This window comes from Natrinema sp. CGMCC1.2065, assembly GCF_051225675.1.
Lineage (GTDB): Archaea > Halobacteriota > Halobacteria > Halobacteriales > Natrialbaceae > Natrinema > Natrinema thermotolerans.
Map to the genome: position 1 here is coordinate 261,125 of NZ_JBPJSJ010000002.1, position 21,186 is coordinate 282,310.

At 66.6% G+C, this 21,186-nt stretch carries 25 protein-coding genes; 14 read left to right on the plus strand and 11 right to left on the minus strand.

Going from position 1 to position 21,186, the window contains the following annotated elements:
* Positions 1-9 precede the first annotated feature (9 nt).
* The 4 genes from ACSBP4_RS04605 to mnhG are packed head-to-tail and all read left to right on the plus strand — an operon-like array spanning position 10 to position 2,918.
* On the plus strand, positions 10-1,659 hold the full coding sequence (locus tag ACSBP4_RS04605) for a complex I subunit 5 family protein (protein WP_435551535.1): 1,650 nt from the start codon (positions 10-12) through the stop codon (positions 1,657-1,659).
* Positions 1,659-2,264, plus strand: coding sequence for a Na+/H+ antiporter subunit E (locus ACSBP4_RS04610; RefSeq protein ID WP_006179454.1), 606 nt, complete (start codon positions 1,659-1,661; stop codon positions 2,262-2,264). Before ACSBP4_RS04605 ends, ACSBP4_RS04610 begins: the two co-directional genes overlap by 1 nt.
* A complete protein-coding gene (locus ACSBP4_RS04615; RefSeq protein WP_006179456.1) occupies positions 2,257-2,547 on the plus strand; it encodes a monovalent cation/H+ antiporter complex subunit F in 291 nt (96 codons plus the stop codon). The genes ACSBP4_RS04610 and ACSBP4_RS04615 overlap by 8 nt, the downstream gene beginning before the upstream one ends.
* The gene (mnhG, locus tag ACSBP4_RS04620) at positions 2,544-2,918 is read left to right on the plus strand and encodes a monovalent cation/H(+) antiporter subunit G (RefSeq protein ID WP_049966450.1); all 375 of its coding nucleotides are present in this window, start codon (positions 2,544-2,546) and stop codon (positions 2,916-2,918) included. The genes ACSBP4_RS04615 and mnhG overlap by 4 nt, the downstream gene beginning before the upstream one ends.
* 85 nt (positions 2,919-3,003) lie before the next feature.
* Here mnhG and ACSBP4_RS04625 read toward each other — a convergent pair whose 3' ends face one another.
* Complete coding sequence (locus ACSBP4_RS04625; RefSeq protein ID WP_435551489.1) at positions 3,004-3,480, minus strand: SHOCT domain-containing protein; 477 nt, start codon at positions 3,478-3,480, stop codon at positions 3,004-3,006.
* A 134-nt stretch (positions 3,481-3,614) separates the two neighbouring features.
* Here ACSBP4_RS04625 and ACSBP4_RS04630 point away from each other — a divergent pair, with 134 nt between their 5' ends.
* The 3 genes from ACSBP4_RS04630 to ACSBP4_RS04640 all read left to right on the plus strand — a co-directional run bounded on the left by ACSBP4_RS04630 (position 3,615) and on the right by ACSBP4_RS04640 (position 5,028).
* Positions 3,615-4,259: a helix-turn-helix domain-containing protein gene (locus ACSBP4_RS04630; RefSeq protein ID WP_435551490.1), complete on the plus strand. Its 645-nt coding sequence runs from the start codon at positions 3,615-3,617 to the stop codon at positions 4,257-4,259.
* Between the two features lie 72 nt (positions 4,260-4,331).
* Positions 4,332-4,721 carry a HalOD1 output domain-containing protein gene (locus tag ACSBP4_RS04635; RefSeq protein WP_233274361.1) on the plus strand — a complete coding sequence of 130 codons (390 nt, stop codon included), beginning with the start codon at positions 4,332-4,334 and terminating at the stop codon, positions 4,719-4,721.
* The gene (locus tag ACSBP4_RS04640; protein WP_435551491.1) at positions 4,708-5,028 is read left to right on the plus strand and encodes a hypothetical protein; all 321 of its coding nucleotides are present in this window, start codon (positions 4,708-4,710) and stop codon (positions 5,026-5,028) included. Before ACSBP4_RS04635 ends, ACSBP4_RS04640 begins: the two co-directional genes overlap by 14 nt.
* 81 nt (positions 5,029-5,109) lie before the next feature.
* Here the strand turns inward: ACSBP4_RS04640 and ACSBP4_RS04645 are convergent, their stop codons facing one another.
* Together ACSBP4_RS04645 and ACSBP4_RS04650 are read right to left on the minus strand one after the other, a co-directional pair.
* Complete coding sequence (locus ACSBP4_RS04645) at positions 5,110-7,329, minus strand: DHH family phosphoesterase (RefSeq protein ID WP_435551492.1); 2,220 nt, start codon at positions 7,327-7,329, stop codon at positions 5,110-5,112.
* A 79-nt stretch (positions 7,330-7,408) separates the two neighbouring features.
* Positions 7,409-7,672, minus strand: a complete 264-nt coding sequence (locus ACSBP4_RS04650; RefSeq protein ID WP_435551493.1) for a hypothetical protein — start codon at positions 7,670-7,672, stop codon at positions 7,409-7,411.
* A gap of 329 nt (positions 7,673-8,001) precedes the next feature.
* On the opposite strand from ACSBP4_RS04650, the gene ACSBP4_RS04655 reads away from it, so the two are divergent.
* Positions 8,002-8,730 (plus strand): metal-dependent hydrolase, encoded by a 729-nt coding sequence (locus ACSBP4_RS04655; protein ID WP_049966445.1) that lies wholly within the window; start codon positions 8,002-8,004, stop codon positions 8,728-8,730.
* Between the two features lie 69 nt (positions 8,731-8,799).
* Here ACSBP4_RS04655 and ACSBP4_RS04660 read toward each other — a convergent pair whose 3' ends face one another.
* Positions 8,800-9,384, minus strand: coding sequence for a metal-dependent hydrolase (locus ACSBP4_RS04660; protein WP_435551494.1), 585 nt, complete (start codon positions 9,382-9,384; stop codon positions 8,800-8,802).
* Between the two features lie 11 nt (positions 9,385-9,395).
* Positions 9,396-9,590, minus strand: a complete 195-nt coding sequence (locus tag ACSBP4_RS04665) for a hypothetical protein (RefSeq protein WP_006650479.1) — start codon at positions 9,588-9,590, stop codon at positions 9,396-9,398.
* Positions 9,591-9,723: 133 nt separating this feature from the next.
* Between ACSBP4_RS04665 and ACSBP4_RS04670 the strand changes: the two genes are divergently transcribed.
* From ACSBP4_RS04670 to ACSBP4_RS04685, 4 genes are all read left to right on the plus strand, one after another.
* Positions 9,724-10,119: an OsmC family protein gene (locus ACSBP4_RS04670; RefSeq protein WP_006650478.1), complete on the plus strand. Its 396-nt coding sequence runs from the start codon at positions 9,724-9,726 to the stop codon at positions 10,117-10,119.
* 137 nt (positions 10,120-10,256) lie between these two features.
* A complete protein-coding gene (locus ACSBP4_RS04675; RefSeq protein ID WP_435551495.1) occupies positions 10,257-11,303 on the plus strand; it encodes a ComEC/Rec2 family competence protein in 1,047 nt (348 codons plus the stop codon).
* Positions 11,300-11,644 (plus strand): DUF3006 domain-containing protein, encoded by a 345-nt coding sequence (locus tag ACSBP4_RS04680; RefSeq protein ID WP_435551496.1) that lies wholly within the window; start codon positions 11,300-11,302, stop codon positions 11,642-11,644. The genes ACSBP4_RS04675 and ACSBP4_RS04680 overlap by 4 nt, the downstream gene beginning before the upstream one ends.
* A gap of 310 nt (positions 11,645-11,954) precedes the next feature.
* A complete protein-coding gene (locus ACSBP4_RS04685; RefSeq protein WP_049804830.1) occupies positions 11,955-12,455 on the plus strand; it encodes a gamma carbonic anhydrase family protein in 501 nt (166 codons plus the stop codon).
* Between the two features lie 7 nt (positions 12,456-12,462).
* Here the strand turns inward: ACSBP4_RS04685 and ACSBP4_RS04690 are convergent, their stop codons facing one another.
* From ACSBP4_RS04690 to ACSBP4_RS04700, 3 genes are all read right to left on the minus strand, one after another.
* On the minus strand, positions 12,463-13,515 hold the full coding sequence (locus ACSBP4_RS04690) for an amidohydrolase family protein (protein ID WP_435551497.1): 1,053 nt from the start codon (positions 13,513-13,515) through the stop codon (positions 12,463-12,465).
* Positions 13,516-13,602: 87 nt separating this feature from the next.
* Positions 13,603-14,934, minus strand: a complete 1,332-nt coding sequence (locus ACSBP4_RS04695; protein WP_435551498.1) for a cation:proton antiporter — start codon at positions 14,932-14,934, stop codon at positions 13,603-13,605.
* A 34-nt stretch (positions 14,935-14,968) separates the two neighbouring features.
* Positions 14,969-15,463 carry a cation:proton antiporter regulatory subunit gene (locus ACSBP4_RS04700; protein ID WP_435551499.1) on the minus strand — a complete coding sequence of 165 codons (495 nt, stop codon included), beginning with the start codon at positions 15,461-15,463 and terminating at the stop codon, positions 14,969-14,971.
* A 216-nt stretch (positions 15,464-15,679) separates the two neighbouring features.
* On the opposite strand from ACSBP4_RS04700, the gene ACSBP4_RS04705 reads away from it, so the two are divergent.
* Positions 15,680-17,338 carry a potassium channel family protein gene (locus ACSBP4_RS04705; RefSeq protein ID WP_435551500.1) on the plus strand — a complete coding sequence of 553 codons (1,659 nt, stop codon included), beginning with the start codon at positions 15,680-15,682 and terminating at the stop codon, positions 17,336-17,338.
* A gap of 79 nt (positions 17,339-17,417) precedes the next feature.
* Here ACSBP4_RS04705 and ACSBP4_RS04710 read toward each other — a convergent pair whose 3' ends face one another.
* Entirely contained in the window at positions 17,418-18,650 is a 1,233-nt protein-coding gene (locus tag ACSBP4_RS04710) for an HD domain-containing protein (protein WP_435551501.1), read from the minus strand.
* Positions 18,651-18,778: 128 nt separating this feature from the next.
* Here ACSBP4_RS04710 and ACSBP4_RS04715 point away from each other — a divergent pair, with 128 nt between their 5' ends.
* The gene (locus ACSBP4_RS04715; RefSeq protein WP_435551502.1) at positions 18,779-19,036 is read left to right on the plus strand and encodes a hypothetical protein; all 258 of its coding nucleotides are present in this window, start codon (positions 18,779-18,781) and stop codon (positions 19,034-19,036) included.
* A 39-nt stretch (positions 19,037-19,075) separates the two neighbouring features.
* Here the strand turns inward: ACSBP4_RS04715 and ACSBP4_RS04720 are convergent, their stop codons facing one another.
* Positions 19,076-19,468: an acyl-CoA thioesterase gene (locus ACSBP4_RS04720; protein WP_435551503.1), complete on the minus strand. Its 393-nt coding sequence runs from the start codon at positions 19,466-19,468 to the stop codon at positions 19,076-19,078.
* 552 nt (positions 19,469-20,020) lie between these two features.
* Positions 20,021-21,160, minus strand: coding sequence for a Gfo/Idh/MocA family protein (locus ACSBP4_RS04725; RefSeq protein ID WP_435551504.1), 1,140 nt, complete (start codon positions 21,158-21,160; stop codon positions 20,021-20,023).
* Positions 21,161-21,186 lie beyond the last annotated feature (26 nt).

The following is a 21,186-nucleotide window of genomic DNA, read 5'->3' on the forward strand; positions in this document are numbered from 1 at the left end:
ATGACGACGATGACCGCGACGCCGGTCGGAACCGAGTCACAGCTCGTGATCGCGCCGATGCTGATCGTACTGGTCGCGGCCGCCGCGACGCTGTTTCTCGGCCGCCACCCCCGGGCTCGAGCGGCCGTGAGTCTCGCAGCCGGCGCGGGCTACGGGCTCGCGGTGGCGGCGATCGACTGGTATATCGTCCTCGCGCCGTCGGCGCCGGGGATCGCGACCTACCAGGTCGGCGACTGGCCGGCCCCCTTCGGGATCACGCTGGTCGCGGACGGCCTCTCGGCGTTCATGCTGACGATGGTCGCCGTCCTCGGCATCGGATCGCTGGTCTACTCGACCAGACACCTCCCCGGCGGGGAGGGCCGTAGTTACTACTTCCCGCTCTTTCATTTCCTCGCGCTGGGCGTGACGGGAGCGTTCCTCACCGGCGACCTCTTCAACCTCTTCGTCTGGTTCGAGGTCATGCTGATGGCCAGCTACGTCTTCGTTGCCTACAGCGGCGGCCCCCAACACACCCGCGCCGCGTTCTGGTACGTCGCGCTCAATCTGCTTGCAAGCGCCGTCTTCCTGCTCGGCGTCGGCGGGATCTACGCGACGACCGGCACGCTCAACATGGCGGATCTCGCCCAACGGCTCGCCGAGCCGGCAGCCTACGGCCTCGAGCCCGTTCCCGTCGTCGGCCTGCTCGGCATGCTCCTGTCGGTGTTCGCGATCAAGGCCGGGCTGGTCCCCTTCCAGTTCTGGATCCCGACGGCCTACCGGGCCGCACCGCCCCAGATCACCGCCCTGCTCGCCGGCGCGACCAAGAAGGTCGGCATCTACGCGATCATCCGGCTTTCCTTTACCGTCTTCGCCGGTGCCGAGGTCGCCGTCGACCTCCCGCTGCCGGTCGTCGACGCCGCGATCGCCGGCGACTCGCCGCTGCCGTTCGTCGGTGCGGCGCTGCTCGTCATGGGCGCCGGCAGCATCCTCGTGGGCGGCATCGGGGCCGTCGGCCGCGACACCATGGAGGGCGTGTTCGCCTACTCGAGCATCGGCCAGGTCGGATTCATCGCCGTTCCGGTCGCGATCGCGGCGTCGACGGTCGACCCGACGCTTCGCGAGTTCGCGATTATCGCCGCGTTGGTGTTTGCCTTGAATCACACGCTGGCGAAGGGACTGCTCTTCCTCGCAGTCGGAACGGTTCGCTCGGCGACGGGGACGAGCCGCTTCGCCGATCTGGGCGGGCTGGCGGGCCGGTCGCCACCGCTTGCCATCGCGGTCTTTATCGCCTCGCTCGCGCTCGTCGGCATTCCGCCGCTGTCGGGCTTTTTCGGTAAGTTCCTCGTCTTCGACGCCGCGGCGCGGGCGGGGGCCGGCCCCGTTCTCGTCCTCCTGCTCGTCGGCTCACTGTTGACGATCGCGTACGCGACTCGCATGTGGAACCGGAGCTTCTGGGGCGCTCGAACCGACGCCGTCGACGCGGCGACGATCGATCCCGTCGAAGTGGGCGTCCTCATGGTCCTTGCGGCCACGATCGTCGTGGTCGGGGTCGGCTTCGATCCCGTCTACGAGTTCGCGGAAACGGCCGCGGAGGCCGCCCTCGACACGGATACCTACGTCGACGCGGTCGACCCGCAGAAAGCGAGCGACCTCGGCGGCTCGAGCGGGGGTGATCACTAATGCGGGTTCGCACCTGGCCGGTCGTCGGCGTCGTCTTCGCCGTCCTGTGGGTGTTCGTCGTCGGCCAGCCGCTGACGCCGATCTCGCTGCTTCGGGGCTTCCTCTCGGGACTGATCGTCGGATTGCCGATCGCGTACGTGTTCCGCCGGCTCTACGGTCGGCGACTCGATCTCGGCCGCGGGGTTCGTGCGCTCCCCTACGCCGGGCTCTATCTGGGGGCGTTCACGCGGGAACTCCTGTGGGCGAACGTCGACGTCGCCTACCGCGTCCTCTCACCGGGCATGCCGATCGAGCCCGAGGTGATCCTGGTACCGCTGCGTGTCGAGTCCGACGTCGCGGTCACGGTCATCGCCAACAGTATCACGATCACGCCCGGCACGGTGACCCTAGACTACGACGACGAGACCAACGCCCTGTACGTCCACGGCGTCAACGGCCGGAACCCCGAGGCCATCGCCGAACCGATCCGTACCTGGGAGGACTACGCCCTCGAGATATTCGCCGAGGACGCCTCGCCCGACGACGAGCCGCGGCCGATCGTCGTCTCCGGCGGGGAAAGAGACAGTACGGCGGACCGCCAACGGGGAGGTGTCGGCGATGACTGAAAGCGATCCCGCCGTCCTCGAGACGGCGATCCGGGCCGCGCTCGTGGTCGTCAGTGGCCTCTGTGTCGCCTGTGGCTACCGGGTGATCCGCGGGCCGACGAACCCGGATCGAGTGGTCGCGCTCGATGCCATCGCGACCAACGTCATCGCGATTGCCGTCCTCTTCGCGCTGCTGACCGGTCGGGGCCTCTTCATCACGGTGAGCCTCGTACTGGCGATCATCGGCTTCATCGCGACCGTTGCCGTCGCCAAGTTCGTCACCGACGGGGAGGTGATCGAATGATCCACACCGCCGTCGTCGTCGGCCTGATCGCCATCGGGGTCTTCTTCCTGACCGTCGGGACGATCGGGCTGCTTCGCCTGCCCAACGTCTACAACCGGATGCACGCCACGAGCAAGCCCACGACGCTTGGCACCGCCGCGATCTTCCTGGCCGGCTTCGTCGAGTTCGGCCCCGGCTCGGAGGGACTGACCGCCCTCATCGGCATCGGCTTCCTGTTCCTGACGGTGCCGACGGGCACCCACATGATCGCCCGGGCCGCAGAACAGATCGGCGTCCCGTTCCTCGGGAGCGTCACCTGGCCCGATCCCGACGCCGTCGAACGCCCCGACCGCGCCGAGCGAACGGACGAGGCCGAACCGACCGACGACTGAGCCGGACCGTTAGAACGGGTCCCCAGTACGATCGCAGGACGTCGCGGACGGACCGAAAGCGACTGTCAGCCGTCCGTCTCCCCCGTCACCGGTCGTACTCGAGGTCCCGTTCAGGAACCCCGTCGCCGGTCCGGTCGCGCTCTCGTGTCCACTCCCGGGCGTCCTCGAGCGACTCCGTATCCAGCAGACGCTCGAGTTTGCGCTCGAACTGCTCGTCGCTCAACTCACCCGCGGCGTAGCGCTCGCGCAGCGTCTCGAGGGCGTCACGCGAGTCCGTCGCGGTGTCGGTCGTCGACTCGGGTCGTTCGGTCTCCGCCGACGAACGGAACTCGTCGGCCCACTCCTCGATGTCATCCTCGTCGCCGAACAGGATCGCGACGACCGGGACGACGGCGATATAACCGACGAGCAACGCCGCGAGCCACCAGTCCTGCCCGGTGAACATCGCCCCCATCCAGATCGCCGTCACGAGCAGCGAGACGATCCCCGTGGCGTTCTCGCGGAGTCGGGTCCACGGATCGTCGCCGGCCGGTTCGCGGCCGATTCCCTCGGGTCCGCTCATGCGTGTGCATTCGGCGTGGAGGGGAAATACGTTGGTGGTCCGAGGGATCACCGAGCGTCGCGAGGCGGCACCGATCGACGGTCCGACGGCACCGCAACCCGATCGTTCACGGTGTGTCGGCACCTCTCACGAGTATGGCTATCGAGGCGTCGTTCACCATCGACCGGACCGAGTTCCCGTTGACCGCCGTCTTCGAGGCGTTCCCCGACGCGACCATCGAACTGGACCGAGTCGTCCCGACGGACAACGCCGTCGTTCCCTACTTCTGGATTTCCGCGGCCGGGATCGACGAGCTGACGGCCGATCTGAGCGAGGACGAGGGGATCGAGGCGTTCAAAATAATCGACCGATTGGAGGCGCAACTGTTCGTCCGCATCGACTGGAACCTGGACTACGCGAGCGTCCTCACCGGACTCGTCGAGACCGACGTGACGCTCCTCTCGGGGTTCGGCGACAGCGAGAACTGGACGTTCGAAGTCAGAAGCGCCGACCAAGCGTCGGTCGCCGAGTTCCAGTCGTACTGCCGTGCGAACGAGATCCCGGTTCGGCTCGCGCAACTACACGCGCTCTCGCCGCTCGAGTCGGACGGAGAGTACGATCTCACCGAGGGCCAGCGGACCGCGCTGGTACTGGCCTACTCCCGGGGCTACTTCGACTCGCCGCGGAAGGCCACGCAGGCCGATCTCGCCGACGAACTCGACATCAGCCGGCAAGCGGTGTCCTCGCGGCTGCAACGCGGGCTGCGGCGACTCGTCGCGAGTTCGCTGATAACGGAGTGAGTCCGACCGACTTAAATGCATGTTGCTCGAGCAAAACCCACCGTCATCCCCGTCGATACCCTTTTACAGGTAATGAATACGCCAGCAGGCTCGATCGATGCCCTCGAGATCGTCGACTCGATGCACGCCGTGGAGTTCGATCCCGACGCGGGGCTGTTCCGGGCGACGTACGATCGGACCCGCGATCGGGCGAGTCTCGCCGTCGTCGCAGCGGTCGCGGTCGCGAGCAGCACTACTCCGGTCGATCTGGAGCCGCTCCACACCGCCGTCGAGACGGCCGCGCTCGATTCCCTCTTTCCGGGGTCGGTCGACGACGCGGAGCCGGCTCGGATTTCGTTCCCCTACGAGGGGTTCGAGGTGACGGTGTCCGGCGCTGGCGCGATCGAGATCGATCCTCAAGGGAAGCAGCCGGCGGCGAACGCCCCGGACGGGACCACGGGTGTCTCGAGTGGGACCCGATAGCCGAACGGCAGAACGCGGTACGGACCTCGCGACCGCGTTGCGAGCCCAGCGGGACCGAGTGCTGGCCGCGCTCGCGGACGACGGCTCGCTCGAGGCCACGCCGATTCTCCGCCCCGACGAACGCCTCGACTGCGACGCCTACGTCACGCTCGTCTACGAGTTCCACCACGTCGTACTCCCCGAACTGGCGGCCGACGGTCTCGTCCGCTTCGACCGAGAGGCGGACGCGGTGACGCGCGGGGAGCGGTTCGACGCGGCGTCCGCGCGAGCCGACTGCACGTGCGAGTCGTCGGACGGAACGCGTTAGTGATCGCGGTCCCGGTTCGAGTTCCGACCACCACAGCGCCGCCGCTCGCGGATCGAGCGGACGACGGAGGAAGAACGGGGCTTACGCGAGCGTCTCGCCGAGCGCCTCGAGCGCGGCCTCACGAACCGCATCGCGTTCGCCGGGCAGGAACTCGACGTGGCCGTCCTGACCGCCGACGACGGTGACGCCGCCGTTGGGAACTGCCTCGGCGATGGCGTCGCCGAGTTCGCGAACGTCGACCGATTCGGTCGCGCGGACGTGGAGTTCGTCGTCGCCGACGCCGAGCGTGACGACCGGCGGGTCGGCACGATCGCGTTCGCTGCGGTGGAGCGCGTCCAGCAGCAGGATCGTGGTCGGGAAGTTGTACCGATGCGTGAAGGCGTCGGTGTCGAGGACGGAGACGGTGACCCCGTCGACGCCCCGCACGGAGAGGTTCTCGCGGGCCGTCTCGAGTTCGGTCTCGAGTTTGTCGCGGAACTGTTCGGAGACGTGGGCGGCGAGGTCGCCGTCGCGGGGGCGCTCGGTGTCCCCGTCGCCGAACAGCAGGTCGATGATGAGTTCGCGCTTGTCCTTGTAGGACTGGTAGTAGGCCTGCAAGGCGACGGCCTCGCGGCGCTCGGAGATGCCGGTCTCGTCGTAGCCGGCCTCGCGGGCGAGTTCGAGGTAGGCCTCGGGGGCGTCCTCCCAGTAGCTGACCGCGGGGAGGTGTTCGAGGTCGGCCCGGACGTCGTCGTTGACGTGGGCGGCGACGTTGGCCGCCAGTGCCGTCGAGGTCACGTCCGAGACATCGACGCCGGCGAGCGAGGGCGCGACGGCGAGGTCGACGGCGTCGGTGACCTCTTGGTCGGCTCGGCTGTCGTCGATCACGAGCGAGTCGGCGTCGTACAGCGAGAGCAGGTCGTAGCCGTCGACGGATTCGACGGTCGAGCCGGCGTCGACCAGTACGACCAAGGGCAGCTGCTCGCCGTGGCGGTCGCGGGCCTCGAGCATCGAGGTGACATCGCCCGTGGCGGCGTCCATGTCGTAGACGCGGCCGTCGAGCGGGCGGCGCTCGAAGTAGTGATACTGGGCGTCGTCGCGGGTGTGTTTCTCCCGGATCAGCGGGAGGACGGCGCGTTCGATCGCTGCACCGGCGACGTAGCCGTCGGCGGTCGCACCGTGGCGGACGACGATCGGCCGCGCCTCCATGACGGCACGTCGGATCGCGGTCGCCGCGTCGGCAACGCCGTCCTCGACGGCCGCGACGGCCTCGTGGTCGGCAAGCGGCGCGACGTCGGCCGGACGGGCCTCGCGTTCGATCGCCGTCTCGAGGCGGTCGACGACGCGCTCGCGGTCGTCGTCTTCGAGAACGTCGAGGGATTCGGTCTCGACCTGCAGATCGCCGTGGTGGTGTTCGACCTCGCCCTCGAGGGCGACGACGTCGTCGATCTCGACGTTGGGGTACGCGCGAACGCCGGCCTCCTCAAAGGCCGCACACTCGACGCTGCCGGTTTCGTCCGTCAGTTCGAACACCGTCGGACCGCTCGTCTGTCGAACGCCGGTGATTTCGCCCTCGAGGCGGACGACGCTACCGACCTGGTTCTCGATGGCCTCGACGGTCGTCCGCTTGAGCGCGGGTTCGTCCTCGGCCTCGGGTTCGGCGTCGGCCGCGTCGTCGGTGGCCGGGGTCGAGGCGGCGGCGGACTCGGTCGCGACCGAGCCGCTGCTCGTGACAGCGCCGGCGGCCTCGGCGGCCGCGGGCTGCTCGTCGACCGTTTCGGCTTCGGTTTCGGTCTCCTCGGCGGCGGCTTGCAACTCGCCGGCCTTCGCGGCGCGGTCGTCGGTCGTCGTCGCTTCTGTCTCCTCGGCGGCGTCGGAGTCGTCGGTCGACGACTCGGTCGCGCCGTCGTCGCCGTTCTCGGCGTCGGCATCGTCCTCGAGGTCGTCGGGTTGGAACTCGTCGTCCTCGGTTTCGATCAGTTTGCCACGGAACTCGCGTTCGCGCTGGCGGATCGACCAGCCGAGGTCGACGTTGCCGTTGTCCCGAACGTCGAGGACCTGAACGAAGACGTCGTCGCCCGGTTCCCAGTCGAGACTCTCGAGTCGCTGGTCGAGTTCGCTTCTATGCAACAGTCCGGTGACGTGATCTCCGATGTCGACGAAGACACCGAAGTCGGCGTACCCATCGACGGTACCCCGGTAGTACCGACCGGGGGTGAGCTGTGAGGCGGCGGTGCCGCGGAATTCGAACACGGCGTCCTCCTCGTGGCTCTCGCAGATCTCGCCGTCAACGGGTGTGCCGCAGATGATACAGTTACCCATCTACTCGGACCAAGCAGTTTCGCCCTAAAACGGTTGTCGGAATGCGTTCGCCAGCCGAACCCCGTCCGTGACCCCGATCTCAGTCGAAAACCGGCGACTCCTCCTCGAGGGCCTCGATGTCCTCGACGAGGTCGCGAACGTCCTCCGGGAACAGCGAGATCTGGATCTCGTTGTCGTCCTCGTCCTCGAAGACCAGCTTGACGCGCTTGTCGCCGAACTCCCGCGCTTCGGCCGACTCGACGTCGAACAGCTTGGCCGTCGCCGCCTTGTTGTTGGGACCGACGTTCTTGATCGCACCGTCGTTCAACTCCACCATGAACTCCTCGAGCGTAAGCGCGAGCATAGTCGCCGTACGGACCGGAGCTAAAAAACGCCACGGCATCGCCGGTCGACCGGCAGTTGCCGAAAGCCAGTGATCCCCGCAACGACCTGTCAGGGCCGGGCACGGGGACCACCGCCGCATGCGTGGTGTGTCAGTTCGCCTGCGGCTTGCTGGCGTAGCAAGAGCTGAGGCATAAATTATGGTGATCGTCCACTTCGGGGACGGCGGGCCGACGGTCCCCGATGGTGGGTCAGGTACCCGTTGACCGCGACATCGCCGACGCCGTCAGCTCGAGGAGTCGTCCGCCTCGCCCACTTTTAAGTTACATTCGCCCGAATCGGGCGGATGCTATGGAACTTACCTGGCACGGCCACTCGACGTGGCACGTCACCGTGGGGGAGACGGAGCTGCTGATCGATCCGTTCTTCGACAACCCGAAGACGGATCTGGAGCCGGCGGACGTCGATACGCCGGATTACGTGCTGTTGACGCACGGCCACGCCGACCACATCGCTCACGCGGGCGAGTTCTCGGATGCGACGCTGGTCGCGACGCCGGAACTCGTCTCCTACTGCGAGGACGAGTTCGGCTTCGAGGACGCCGTCGGCGGGATGGGGATGAACCTCGGCGGCACCGTCGAGTGTGGCGACGCCTACGTCACCATGACCCGTGCTGACCACACCAACGGGATCATGACCGAGAACGATATGAGCGCCGGCATGCCCGCCGGCTTCGTCATTTCGGACACGAAGCCCACGCAGGTCGAAGACGGGGAGTCGACGACGATCTACAACGCCGGTGACACCAGCCTGATGAGCGAGATGAAAGACGTCATCGGCCCCTATCTCGAGCCCGACGCGGCGATCGTCCCGATCGGCGACCACTTCACGATGGGACCGATGCAGGCCGCCGTCGCCGTCGACTGGCTCGACGTCGACCACGCCTTCCCGCAGCACTACGACACCTTCCCGCCGATCGAACAGGACCCCGACGACTTCGCCAGCGAAGTCACGGGCACCGGTAGCGACGCCGAGGTCCACACGATCGAGGCCGACGAGCCGTTCGAACTCGAGGGCTGAGCGGAGGGCCGCGACGAGCGAGTCGGTCGATGCGACCCGCGATCGCCTTTTCTTGGCCCGACCGAGCAATCAGTCGTCAGTACCGGTAGCGGACGGCTCGGTGCTTCCGATTCGGTAGCGCGTCTCGAGCGGATACCGATCGTCCCGGACGAGCAGCAAGTGGAGGGCAACGGCGACGCCGAACAGGCCGAAGTTCCACACTGGCGAGTCGTAGTAGATGACGTCGACGATCACCGGGTCGGAATAGACCGGCCAGAACGGCGAGAGCGGAGGCGCGATGTCCGGCGCGGAGAGGACATCGGCAAACAGATGGCTGATACCGCCGGTAAGCAGCCCCGCTGTCGCGAACACGAAGACCGCCTCGCTCCCGATGTCGGTGCTTCGGATCCAGCGGGTAGCGTTGAACCAGTCGGTGAGATAGCGGGCCGCGACCGTGCCGACGAGGACGCTACTCAGCGCCACGAACAGCACGGTATGGGTCACGCCGTGATGGCTGATCGGAAGAACGCCCTGCAAGACGAGATCGGTGTCCGGGAGCATGGCCGTCACCAGCGTGAAGCCGGCGAACACAAGCGCCGCTCGGCGACCCCAGACGAGCCACGCTGGGGCAGCGAACAACAGCGCCATCGCGAGGTGACCGGTGACATCGACCATCGAATCACCCGCTAGCGGAGCCGCCGTATTGCTCGAAGGGCCAGCGACGCGCCCGTTCCGATGCCCGGGAGCCGTGCGGAGAGCGCGGCGGCGCCGAGAAGCAGGAGTCCGCTCTTCGGCCGCCCCCGTCGAAACTCCAGCGCGCTGTCGATCAGCGTCGAGAGGACGCTGAGCCTGTTGATCGACCGTCTGTCGAGAGACACCATCGTTCGTCCGCGGACGTTGGCCCGCGACCGGCAAGTCGAACCACGCTGCAGGTGCAGGCCAGACGCCGCGATTCCGACTCACGGAGCCAACGACCAAACGTTTACACCATCGCTCGTAGACGACTCGAGTGCTATGGCGAAGCAGGTCACCACCGTTTCCGACGAGGGGTACAGCGCGACCAACGAGATCCGCGACTTCGAGACGACCATCGACGCCAACGGCGAGGACGCCCCGGGAACGCTCGAGACGCTGCTTGCGGCCTACGGCTCCTGTTACGTACCGGCGTTGCGGGTCGGCGGCCAACAGCGCGGGGCCGACGATCTCGGCCGGATCGAGATCGACATCGACGGCGAACTCAACGACGACGACAAACTCGAGTCGATCAGCTTCGATATCCGCGTCGCGGCCGACGTCGACGACGACACCGGCGAGGAGATCCTCGAGCGGGCCTTCGAACTCTGCAAGGTCCACGACGCGCTCAAAGACGGGCTGCACGCGGAGACGAGCTTCGAGGGCGACGCGTTCTGAGGACAGTCCGGCTCCACGGCCGCCACTCCCGTTTTGCCCCCGTAGGCGCTTGCCCGTTCCGGTCAGCCGTCCAAGCAGTTCCGTGATCGGAGAGGTCCGAACGCACATTGTCCCCGCGGCCGTCCGTCACGATACGAATGGGTCGAACCAGCACGGTCGTCGTGGTCGCGGGACTGCTCGTCCTCGCCGGTTGTGGCGGATTCGGTGGCGTGGACGACGGCAACGGGACCGCGGCAGCCGAATCCGGCGGCGACCTCGAGATCCACCACATCGACGTCGGGCAGGCCGATTCGACGCTCGTGATCACGCCGTCGAACGAGACGATCCTGATCGACACCGGTGACTACCGCGACGACGGTGCGACGGTCGTCGACTACCTCGAAGCCCACGACATCGACCGGATCGACCACCTGGTCACGACCCACGGTCACGCCGACCACATCGGCGGCCACCCCGCCGTCATCGAGTACCTCGAGACGAACGGCGAGGGCGTCGGCGCGGTCTACGACTCCGGCGTCCCGCACACGACCGCCACCTACGACGCGTATCTCGACGCGATCGAGGCCCACGACGTGACGCTGTACGAGGTCGCGGCGGGCGATACCCTCCCGCTCGAGAGCGACGGCCTCGAGGCGACCGTCCTGAACCCGCCCGAAGACGGGACCGGTGACGACACCGACGCCAACAGCGTCGTCCTCGCGCTCGAGTACGGTGATTTTTCCTACCTGACAACCGGTGACATCGACGAGCAGGCCGAACGCCGACTGGTCGAAACACGCGGCGACGACCTCGCCGCCGACGCCTACCAGGCGGGCCACCACGGCTCCTCGACCGCTTCGACCGATCCGTTCCTCGACGCGGTCGCCCCCGAGGTGGCCGTCGTCTCGAGCCCGCTCGACTCGCGGTACGGCCACCCCCACGACGAGGTGCTGGCGGCCTTTGCCGACCGTGGCGTCGAGACCTACTGGACCGGCGTCCACGGGACCGTCGTTCTCGCGACCGACGGCAGTGAGATCGACGTTGCGACCGAACGCGAGGGGCCGACCGATCCCGAAGCGCTGCTCGAGCGGAAAGCCGATGCGCAGTCGTCGCTCGCGACAGAACCGAACGGAGGCGAGCGCCCGCGCGCCGACAAGGTCCGACCCTCGTTTGATAGCACTCCCGCCCGTACGCTCCCCCGATGAGCGAACCCTACACCGGGGTCCTCGACCGCATCGTCGACGGGGAGCAAGCGGTGCTGTTGCTCGAGGACGATGGTGACGACGACGGGGCGGCCGAGAACGTGCCTGGCGAGGTACCCAGGGACAGAACGGAGGCCAGACGGCCGACAGTCGTCGACGAACTCGTCGTCGGCGTCGAGGCCCTGCCGGCCGAGGGCCGCCACGAGGGGGCCGTCTTCGACGTTCGAGTCGAGACGGACGGAACGCTGCTCGAGGCGACCTACCGAGCGGACGCGGAAGGGGCGCGTCGGGAGTCCGCCCGGGAGCGGTTCGACCGACTCTCCGAGCGGTTGCCCGACGAGTAGCGCCAGCGGACGGGTGAGTGGAGGGGACGAAACGGAAAGGGGAAGTACCGAACCGCGGGTGGGTTCGGGGGGATGACAGGCGACACGCGGCCGTCGGTGCGACGATGGCGTGTCGCCATCCCCACGTTGGGAAGTCTCGGCATTAGCCCTACTGCCAAAACGTATTGGGCCTCGCGACGAACGAATCCAGCGAGTCGGCAGCATCGTCCCCCTTACGGCGCTGAACGCCCGGAACCGATCGCTCGAGTCGACGACGTGCATGCGAGTCGGGATGGGCAGGTTGAAGACCGTCCTCGAGACAGGAACGGCCATGTTACGATCGTTCGACGGGACCGAACCGCAGGTCGCCGACTCCGCGTACGTCGACGACGCGGCGGTCGTCATCGGCGACGTCGTCATCGAGGAAGAGGCGAGCGTCTGGCCGAACGTTACGATCCGCGGGGATCACGGCCGGATCGTCGTCGGCGAGGGGGCGAACGTCCAGGACAACGCCGTCCTCCACGAGGACGCCGAACTCGCGCCGTACTCGACGGTCGGCCACAGCGCCATCGTCCACGCCGCGACCGTCGCCGAGCGCGCGCTGGTCGGCATGAACGCGGTCGTCTTGGACGGTGCCCACGTCGGCGAGGGATCGGTCGTCGCCGCCGGCAGCGTCGTCACCGAGGGCACCGAGATCCCCGAGTCCACGCTGGTCGCCGGCACCCCCGCGGAGCCGAAGACCGAGATCGAGGACGCCCACCTGCAGGCGACGGCCGACCGGTACGTCGAACTCGCGTCGGAACACGCCGAGACGTCGGAACGGCTGGACTGACCGTCCCTCAGCGGTCGCCGTCGCCGGCCGCGGTCGCGCCCGTACCGTAGAGAACCTCTCGCACGTCGTCGACGCCGGCCCGCCGGACCACGGCTCGAACCGGATCGCGAGCGCCCGCGAGGTTATCGGAGTCGCCATCCAGCACCAGCAGGCGGGCCTCCCGCCCGGGCTCGACCAAACCGTACTCCAGATCCGCGATCTCGGCCCCGTTGACCGTCGCCATCCGGAGGATCTCGGGGGCAGGCAGCTCCGACAGCTTCGCGAGAAATTCCATCTCACGGAACATCGACGGCGAGTTCAGCATCACGTTGTCCGTCCCCAGCGCGAGTGTCGTCCGTTCGTTGAGTTCCGCGTAGGGCGACAGCCCCACGTCGGTGACGAGGTTCGACCGCGGGCAGACGACCACTGGAATCTCACTGTCCGCGAGCCGGTCGAGGTGGACCGGTTCGGGATGGACCATATGGACCAGAAAGTCGGGATCGAGATCCAGGGCCGGATTGATGTCGCTCGAATCGACCTCGCCGGCGTGGATGCCGAAGGGCTTGCCCGCCTTGCGGGTCGCCGTCCGTTCCCGATCGAAGCTGTCGTCGTTGGCCCCGCTGGCCCCGAAGCCATCGCCCGCATGCATCGCGTCGATCGACCCTCGCGCGAACGACAGCGCGTCGATCGAAAGGCCCTCGACTGCCCGCTCGAGCGTCCGAACCCCCTCGACGCCGCCCTCGCGAAACTCCAGACAGGCCGCCGTGCCGCCCCGCTGCATGAACCCCAGCGAGCGTCGCATCGCGGCGGCGAGTTCGTCCTGCGAGGCCGCCCGCAGGAGTCGGTGTTTCAGCCCGTCCGGCGGCGCGACCAGTTCCTCGAGCGAGAGGCCGCCACCGGCCTCCTTGGCGATCGAGTCGCCGATGTGGGTGTGAGCGTTGACAAAGGCCGGCAGAATGATATCGTCGCTCTCGACTGCCGTCTCCTCGACGGCCTCGATGCGGCCGTCATCGCCGATCACGACCCGCCCCTCGACGGGCTCGAACTCGCGGCCGCGGAGGATCGTTCCCGTTCGTTCCATACCGAGCCGTTCGTGGGCCGTCTTTTCAATCGTTGCGACCGACGGGCGACAGTAGACGGTATGGCTCGAGTCGCTCGTTCGTACCGTTCAACTATCGGTTAGTCGTGCCGTTCCGCTGCGGGCCCGTTCGAATAGCGAGACAGCGGTGGGTTCGATCCGGTTCGAGTACTGCATGAGCGAGGTGCCAAGAATGCTCATAACCAGAACGTAACCCACCGTAAAAGCGTAGATCGTCTGCGCGGTCTCCGCTGCCATGCCGCTGCCGGCCCCGGAGAGAGCGAGACTCGCGATGATCAGTGAGAACTCGCCGCGGGTGGCCATCCCGAAGCCGACCCGAAGTGACCGACGGTCGTCGAGGCCGTAGATCCGCCCACTGAGGTAGCCACTGATAATCTTCGTCGGTGTCGTCACGAGCACCGCAGCGACGATCATCCCGAGAATCGAAAGCGTGAACAGTCCCGGATCGGTGACGAGTCCGATCCAGAAGAAGAAGATTGCTGCGAACGCGTCTCGCAGCGGCTCGAGCAGTTGCTCCAGGTCGTGGACGTGATCGGTTGAGGAGAAGGCCATACCGACGAAGAAGGCGGCGACGGCCTCGCTGACTCCCAGCGCGTACGCAATGCCGGCCACAAGGATCGTGACCCCGAGCGCGCGGATGACGATGAACTCGTTCGTGTCGGCGTCGAGAAAGCGCTGAAAAAAGCCGGTGCCGTAGGTGACCAGCGCGAGCAGAGCGACGATGACCGCGACCGCGATCCCGATCTGTCCCGCGGCTTCCCCGATGTCACCGCCGCCCAGTACCAGTGCGGACGCGATCGCCAGATAGACCGCGATGAACAGGTCCTCGTAGACGAGCGTGCCGAGCATCGGTTCGGACTCGTCGTTGGCGATCCAGCCCAGATCGATCAGTGACTTCGTGATGATCGCGCTCGAGGAGATGTAGACGATGCCCGCCGTCAGGAAGGCCGCGAGGAAGCTTCCGAAGACGAGATAGCCGAACACCAACCCGATACCGAAGTTGATGACCAGATCGACGGATCCCGCTTTGCCGATCCGATCTTTGCTCGCGATCAATCGGCTCAGATTGAACTCGAGGCCGAGAAAGAACAGGAGGAGGACGATCCCGATCTCCGCACCGACGACGATAAAGTCGGTTTCGCCGAGCGCGAGTCCGCCGACTGCGGCCAGGAGGTCGACGCCACCGATTGTCACATCGGGAACAGTGACGGCGATGCTACCGACACCCACCTCGTTGCCGGCGAGCGCGGGGAGTTCGCCCAGTACGTTCGATCCCAGCACCACCCCAATGATAATATAAAACGGGATCACCGATTGCTTGATCCGACTCGAGAGGACGCCAGCGATGGCGACCGCAGTAAAGAGAATCCCGACATCGACGAGCGCCGTTTCAGTCGCCACTAGCGCTCACCTCGTGCAGGAAGGTTCGTTGCGATCACTCGTCGAGCCCGGCTCCGAGCAGTTCCTCGAACTGGGCGCAGTCCTCGCGGTCGCCGATGACGACCAGCATGTCATCGACCTCGAGGACCGTCTCCGGCGTCGGCGGCGAAATCAACTCCTCGCCGCGCTGAATGGCGATGACGGAGACGCCGGTCTCATCGCGGATGTTCGCCTCAGCGAGGGTCTGGCCGGCGACCTCGGCGGTCTCGGAGACGCCGTACCACTCGAGATAGGTATCGTCGGAGAGCATCGTCTCCACCTGTTCGGCCTGCACCGGCTGGAAGTACGCTCCCTCCAGAATCGTGCCGATTTTCCGGGCCAGGCGATCCGACGCCTCGAACACCTTCTCGCTGTCTGCATCCGCGTCCGCTTTCAGGTACACCTCTCGTTTCCCCGTGTTGTGTGTCACGATGACGAGGCGCTCCCCGTCATCGAGTTCGATCTCGAATTTCTTCCCGACGCCGGGAAGATCGCTCTCGTAGACGGTCATACGTCATCAAAGCGAGGGCATGATAATAAATGGCCTGTCCCGATCGACCGATCACAGTCGTCTCTGCCGGTGATTGTATCGACGCTGTCAGGGAGGGTTTGCAGGCATCGCAGCGCTCGCGCTCGAGGGCCGATACGCGGTGCCAACAGGCAGCCCCAGCAAAACCGGTCACTTAATCGATCAGAGACGCTATCGAGAGTGACTGGTGGACAGCACATGCGCGAGCTTCGGGATATAGACGGACTGCATCCGCGCGATCTGACGCAACGGCAACGACTGTTAGCGCTATTCGTGGTCGGTCTCATCGCGGTCGTCCTCTTCTATACGGTCGTCTACAACTGGGGAATGCAAGCGCTCGAGGATCGCCCGCAGTCCATCTTCCGGTCGTTCAACACGGTCGTGGAGACGATGACGACGACCGGGTACGGTGCGGATTCGCCCTGGGAGACGCCGGTGATGAACGTCCTGATGGTGTCGATCCAGTTAACCGGCGTCATCATCGGGTTCGTCACGCTGCGCGTCCTGGTCATCCCGCTCTTCGAGCGGACGCCGCTGGACCTCTCCGACCGCCTCACGACCAAGAACGACCACGTCGTCATCGCGGAGTACCAGCACGATACCGAGTTGCTCCTCGACGAACTCGAGGAACTCGATATCGACTACGTTCTCATCGAGTCCGACGAGGAGGAAGCGAAGCGGCTCTCGGACGATGGCTATCAGGCTATTCAGGGTGATCCGGAGGAACGCGCTGATCTCGACCGTGCGACGATCGAGCGAGCGTCGCTGCTCATCACCGATGCCGGCGACGAGACCGCGAGCATCGTCCTGACGGCGCTGGAAGCCAACGAGGACCTGCGGGTGATCAGTTTCACGGAGTCGACGCGCCGCAAGGCGGCACTCGCGGAGGTCGGTGTTAGCCGAAGTATCGCCCCGCACGCGCTGATCGGCCAGCGGTTAGCGGAGAAAGCGACGACGCCAGTCACGGTGCCCGATCGAACCGACGGCGACGAGGTCGACGTCCGCGAGATCCTCGTCCGACGAAATAGCCCGCTCCACGGCGTCAAAGTGCGCGACTCGCCGATCGTGAACCATCCGAACCTGACGCTGGTCGCCGGGTGGTTCGACGGCGAGTTGCACCTGCCGCCGTCGCCCGACGACGAACTCACGCCCAACACCGTGTTAGTCGTCGCCGGACTGAGGAGCGAGATCGACGAAATCACGGACGAGATCGCGGGCGCTCGGTCGCGGCGCATCCGAACCCCCTCGAAGCTCATCGTCGCCGGCTTCGGTGAGGGCGGAACCGCAGCCGTCGACGCGCTCCCGACGGACGTCTCGGTGACGACCGTCGATGAATCGAAGGATCGGGGACCCGATATCGTCGGCGATGTCACCGAACCGGAAACGCTCCGCGACGCCGGCATCGACGACGCTTCGGCCCTGGTCGTGACCGTCGGGAACGATTCGACCGCACTGATGACCATCGCCATCGCCCGCTCGCTCTCGAGCGAGATCGAGATCCTAGCCCGTGTGACCGATAGCGAGAAGACGAGGGCGGCATTTAGAGCGGGCGCTGACTACGTTCTCTCCATCCAACAAGTGTCCGCCCGACTGGTCGCAGCGGAGGTTCACGGTGAACGGGTCATGTCTCCGACAAGCCAAATCCGCCTGATTCGAGCCGACGCAGCGCCGTTTACTGGCGATTCATTGGGGGATACCCGTCGTAATCCAGAGCGTGGATGGACCGTGATCGGCGTCTCACGGGGCGGCACTATCCGTACCGACGAACGGACCACCATTGAAGCCGACGACGAAGTGATCGTCGCGGGGAGCGACGATGCAATTCAGGAGTTCGAGCGGACGGTCACCTCCTCGTGAGTGCGGGGACCATATTGCCGAGGAGCTGCGGCGCGATGCCGAAATAAGCGGTACGTACACCTGTACTGACCGCGGGACCCTAGTCGACGAACTGGTCCAGCGTCGCGTCCACGCCGTTCCGGACCTCGCTGACCAAGGCCCCGTCGATGTCGAGGCCGAGGACGTCGACGGCGGCTCGACCCACTCGATCGCGCAGGTCGGCCGGCGAGTACACTCCGAGCCGCCACTGGGAGTACTGAGACGCCCGCAGGGCCGCGACCAGCGGCGACTGCTCGTCCAATCGCCTGATCTCGCCGTTGACCATCACCCGCGAGGTGGACTCGGTCATCGAGGGGCGACTCGGCACGTCGAGGATGACCCGCTCCGGGTCGACACCGGCCCGGTCGCTGATCTCGCGTTCGAACTCTCGGATCGTCCCGTGATCGGCCTCGATGATTCCGCCGGGCACGTCGTCCATCTCCGCCCACACCGCCCGCTTGAACAAATCGCGCTGATCGAGACGACGGGAGAACTCGCTCGTCGCCGGACACGAGCGCAACGCGACGAGCAGATCCGGATCGTCCATCCGCTGGAGTGTCGTCGCATCGACATCGGTTTCGGGCGACTCGAGCAACCGTTCGGCCGCCCGGCGAAGCATCGCCTTGCCGATGCGGGCGACGCTGTGGCTGTAGACGGTCGGATTCATCAGCGCCCGGGCGACCAACAGGCTCTCGGCGGTCTGGACGTTGCCTTCCGCGAGGACGAGTTCGCCGTCGACGAAGGTCAGCTCCCGGACCAGCCGGCCGTGGTCGATCGTCCCGTAGGGAACCCCCGTGTGGTGGGCGTCCCGTACCAGATAGTCCATCCGGTCGACGTCGAGTTCCCCGGAAACGAGTTGCCCGAATCGCCCCTCGCCGGCGACCAGATCCGCGACCCGATCGGGCGCTAAGCCGTGTGATCGCAACACCGCCCCGACTCGCCCGTTGGCCAGCAGGTCGTGGACATCGTCGTGATACCGGCCCGTCCGACGGTGGGTCAGCGACTCGAGGTTGTGGCTAAATGGCCCGTGACCGACGTCGTGGAGCATGGCGGCGGCGTGAACCCGCTGGGCCTCCCGGCCCTCGACGCCGAGTTGCTCGAGGGCCTCGCAGGCGAGGTGATAGACGCCGAGGCTGTGTTCGAAGCGGGTGTGGTTGGCCGAGGGGTAGACGAGCGAGACGGTGCCCAGTTGGCTGATGCGTCGCAGCCGTTGGAGTGCCGGCGTATCGAGCAGATCGCGGGCGACGCCGTCGATCCGGATGTGGTCGTGGACGCTGTCCTTGATCGTCTTCATTGGCGCGAGTTCGGCCTGAACGTACAAAAACGGTCGTCCGACCCACGACAGCCGTCCGGACGCCGCAAGCGAGGTTGCGAATACCGGTGTAACGACTACCCGCGTGGCCGTCGGCGTCTCGACGGACGATGACCGACCTGACGATTCCCCCGGACGCCGACACGGATCGCATCAAAGCCCTCGTGCAGGACCACCTCGAGATCGGCGACACCATCGAGGTCCGGAGCGAGGAACGGACCGAGGACCACGGGACCGACGTCGTCGGCGACGTGACGGGGTTCGAACCGGGCTATCTCGAGATCGACGGCCAGTCGCTCAACGCGGGCAGTGTCCGCTACGACGAGATCCACACGGTCGGGACGATCGAGAGCGATAGTCACCGCTGAGACGGGCCACAAACCAATCGAGCCCCGCAGTGGCCGGTATCAGGTCGTTCCCTCGAGGTCGGCACTCAGTCCCTCGCACAGCGCGTCCGGAATCGGCGTCGGGCCGTCCCCGTCGACCGTGACGGCCACCGTGGTGACCGTCGCGACGACCCCCTCCGCGTCCCGGAGTTCGTACTCGAGGGTGACACTCGTCTCGCCGACGTCGGTCACGTCGATTCCGACGGTAACCGGGTCCAGCGACGCGAGCGCCCGCTCGTACTCGACCTCGAGGCGGACGACCAGATGATCGAGTTCGTCGGGGCCGTAGCCGTGGCTCGCGAGGTAGCGGTCCCGCGCGAGGTCGGTGTAAGCGACGAACTTCGAGTTGTTGACGTGGCCGCTGCGCCCGAGGTCGTCGGTCCTGACGTCGACCGTCGTCTCGTAGGCCGCCATCGGTCGGTGAGAGGCGGTGCCACGGCGAATACGTTGCGAACTCGGTCGGCCGCTCGAGTTACGCAGTTCGTCGGCGTACGATTCGAACTGCCGTTTTCGAAGCCCGCGAGCGACGTCTCGTGCCGAACCGACCACACGGTGTGCGGTGACGCGCGCTGTGTCGCGGTGAGTGAGTAACGAACCGCGACACGACTCTGTGTGAGGGATAAGCGACCGACTGAAAGGTGAGAGCGAATCGGCTAGGGAGGACGTGGTCATTCCCCGTTGCCACGATAGCAGGGAAGTCCGTATCGACTGCGATGTTGGGAAGAAGAGAGTCGTTCTGCTATCGTGGCTGCACGGAGTCTCCACACCCTCCCCAACCGATTCGTTCACGCCTGGCGGCGTTCACTCATCCCTCGCACGGTGTCGTCGACTGCTCTCGTTCTCACTCGAGCAGTCGACAGCGTGCGCCACCGCACGTCGGCTGTGGCGGTCCGACCCAAAACACAACTTGCCTCTCTCGAGGCCGACCGCCTACCGAACCGCTCGAGGAAATGACCACGGCCGAACTCACTCGAGTGCGACCCATTCCCCCCGCTGGTCGCTGCGTTCGATCGCGTCGAGGACCCGCTGGGCCGCCAGCCCGTCCGCGAAACTCGGCGCGAACGACTCGCCGTCCGCGACCGCGCTCAGGAACTCGTAGTTCTCGTGGACGAACGTGTGTTCCCAGCCCAGCACGTGGCCCGGCGGCCACCAGTGGTCGACGTAGGGGTCGTCCGCGTCGGTCACGAGGATCGTCTCGTAGCCCCGGTCGCCCGCCCGGAGGACCTCGAGTTCGTTCAGCCGCTCGAGCGAGAACCGCAGGCTCCCACTCGAGCCGTGGATCTCGATGGTGTGATCGTTCTTGTGTCCCGTCGCGAAGCGCGACCCCTCGAGGGTGCCCATCGCGCCGTTCGCGAACGCGAGTTGGGCGGTGTAGGCGTCGTCGACGGTGACGGGGCGGGTCTCCGGATCCCCGCCCTCGCCGGCGTCTTCGACCGGTCGTTCCTCCACGAACGTCTCCAAGTGGCCGCTGACCCGTTCGATCGCGCCCGCGAGATCGTCGTCGCCGACCAGGTATCGCAGGAGATCGACCGTGTGTGCGCCGAGGTCGCCCAGCGCGCCCGACCCAGCCATTTCTTCGTCGTTGCGCCACGACCACGGCGCGTCGGGGTCGACCAGCCAGTCCTGTAAGTACCGCCCGCGAACGTGATGGATCTCGCCGAGGTCGCCCGCCTCGAGCAACGTCTTGGCGTACTGGATCGCGGGGACGAACCGGTAGTTGAAGGCACAGCCGGCGGGCACGTCGTCGCCGGCTTCGCGGGCCGCCGCGGCCATCGCCTCGGCGTCGTCCAGCGTCGGCGCGAGCGGTTTCTCGCAGAAGACCGGCGTCCCGGCCTCGAGGGCGGCGATCGACGGCTCGGCGTGAACGTGGTTCGGGCCGAGGTTGTAGAAGACGTCGACGTCGGCGACGACGTCACGCCAGTCGGTCGCGATCGAGTCGAAGCCGAGCCGTTCGGCGGCGTCTTCCAGCGCCGCCTCGTCGCGGCCGACCAGCACGCTGCGTTCGATCGCCGGTGCGTCGGGGAAGAACATCGGGAGCCGCGCCATCGCGTTCGCGTGTGCTTTCCCCATGAACCGATAGCCGAGGACGCCGACCTCGAGGGTCATGGACGGCCGTTCATCGGCCCGATAGT

Excerpts from the sequence above, each read along its gene's own strand:
- ACSBP4_RS04630 (WP_435551490.1), top strand. The coding sequence starts at position 3,615 with ATGGCTATCGAGGCGTCGTTCACCATCGACCGGACCGAGTTCCCGTTG.
- ACSBP4_RS04605 (WP_435551535.1), top strand. The coding sequence starts at position 10 with ATGACCGCGACGCCGGTCGGAACCGAGTCACAGCTCGTGATCGCGCCG.
- ACSBP4_RS04720 (WP_435551503.1), bottom strand. The coding sequence starts at position 19,468 with ATGGCGGCCTACGAGACGACGGTCGACGTCAGGACCGACGACCTCGGG.
- ACSBP4_RS04680 (WP_435551496.1), top strand. The coding sequence starts at position 11,300 with ATGAGCGAACCCTACACCGGGGTCCTCGACCGCATCGTCGACGGGGAG.
- ACSBP4_RS04715 (WP_435551502.1), top strand. The coding sequence starts at position 18,779 with ATGACCGACCTGACGATTCCCCCGGACGCCGACACGGATCGCATCAAA.
- ACSBP4_RS04725 (WP_435551504.1), bottom strand. The coding sequence starts at position 21,160 with ATGACCCTCGAGGTCGGCGTCCTCGGCTATCGGTTCATGGGGAAAGCA.
- ACSBP4_RS04655 (WP_049966445.1), top strand. The coding sequence starts at position 8,002 with ATGGAACTTACCTGGCACGGCCACTCGACGTGGCACGTCACCGTGGGG.
- ACSBP4_RS04670 (WP_006650478.1), top strand. The coding sequence starts at position 9,724 with ATGGCGAAGCAGGTCACCACCGTTTCCGACGAGGGGTACAGCGCGACC.
- ACSBP4_RS04685 (WP_049804830.1), top strand. The coding sequence starts at position 11,955 with ATGTTACGATCGTTCGACGGGACCGAACCGCAGGTCGCCGACTCCGCG.
- ACSBP4_RS04660 (WP_435551494.1), bottom strand. The coding sequence starts at position 9,384 with ATGGTCGATGTCACCGGTCACCTCGCGATGGCGCTGTTGTTCGCTGCC.
- ACSBP4_RS04635 (WP_233274361.1), top strand. The coding sequence starts at position 4,332 with ATGAATACGCCAGCAGGCTCGATCGATGCCCTCGAGATCGTCGACTCG.
- ACSBP4_RS04675 (WP_435551495.1), top strand. The coding sequence starts at position 10,257 with ATGGGTCGAACCAGCACGGTCGTCGTGGTCGCGGGACTGCTCGTCCTC.
- ACSBP4_RS04625 (WP_435551489.1), bottom strand. The coding sequence starts at position 3,480 with ATGAGCGGACCCGAGGGAATCGGCCGCGAACCGGCCGGCGACGATCCG.
- ACSBP4_RS04645 (WP_435551492.1), bottom strand. The coding sequence starts at position 7,329 with ATGGGTAACTGTATCATCTGCGGCACACCCGTTGACGGCGAGATCTGC.
- mnhG (WP_049966450.1), top strand. The coding sequence starts at position 2,544 with ATGATCCACACCGCCGTCGTCGTCGGCCTGATCGCCATCGGGGTCTTC.
- ACSBP4_RS04690 (WP_435551497.1), bottom strand. The coding sequence starts at position 13,515 with ATGGAACGAACGGGAACGATCCTCCGCGGCCGCGAGTTCGAGCCCGTC.
- ACSBP4_RS04700 (WP_435551499.1), bottom strand. The coding sequence starts at position 15,463 with ATGACCGTCTACGAGAGCGATCTTCCCGGCGTCGGGAAGAAATTCGAG.
- ACSBP4_RS04665 (WP_006650479.1), bottom strand. The coding sequence starts at position 9,590 with ATGGTGTCTCTCGACAGACGGTCGATCAACAGGCTCAGCGTCCTCTCG.
- ACSBP4_RS04650 (WP_435551493.1), bottom strand. The coding sequence starts at position 7,672 with ATGCTCGCGCTTACGCTCGAGGAGTTCATGGTGGAGTTGAACGACGGT.
- ACSBP4_RS04610 (WP_006179454.1), top strand. The coding sequence starts at position 1,659 with ATGCGGGTTCGCACCTGGCCGGTCGTCGGCGTCGTCTTCGCCGTCCTG.
- ACSBP4_RS04705 (WP_435551500.1), top strand. The coding sequence starts at position 15,680 with ATGCGCGAGCTTCGGGATATAGACGGACTGCATCCGCGCGATCTGACG.
- ACSBP4_RS04615 (WP_006179456.1), top strand. The coding sequence starts at position 2,257 with ATGACTGAAAGCGATCCCGCCGTCCTCGAGACGGCGATCCGGGCCGCG.
- ACSBP4_RS04710 (WP_435551501.1), bottom strand. The coding sequence starts at position 18,650 with ATGAAGACGATCAAGGACAGCGTCCACGACCACATCCGGATCGACGGC.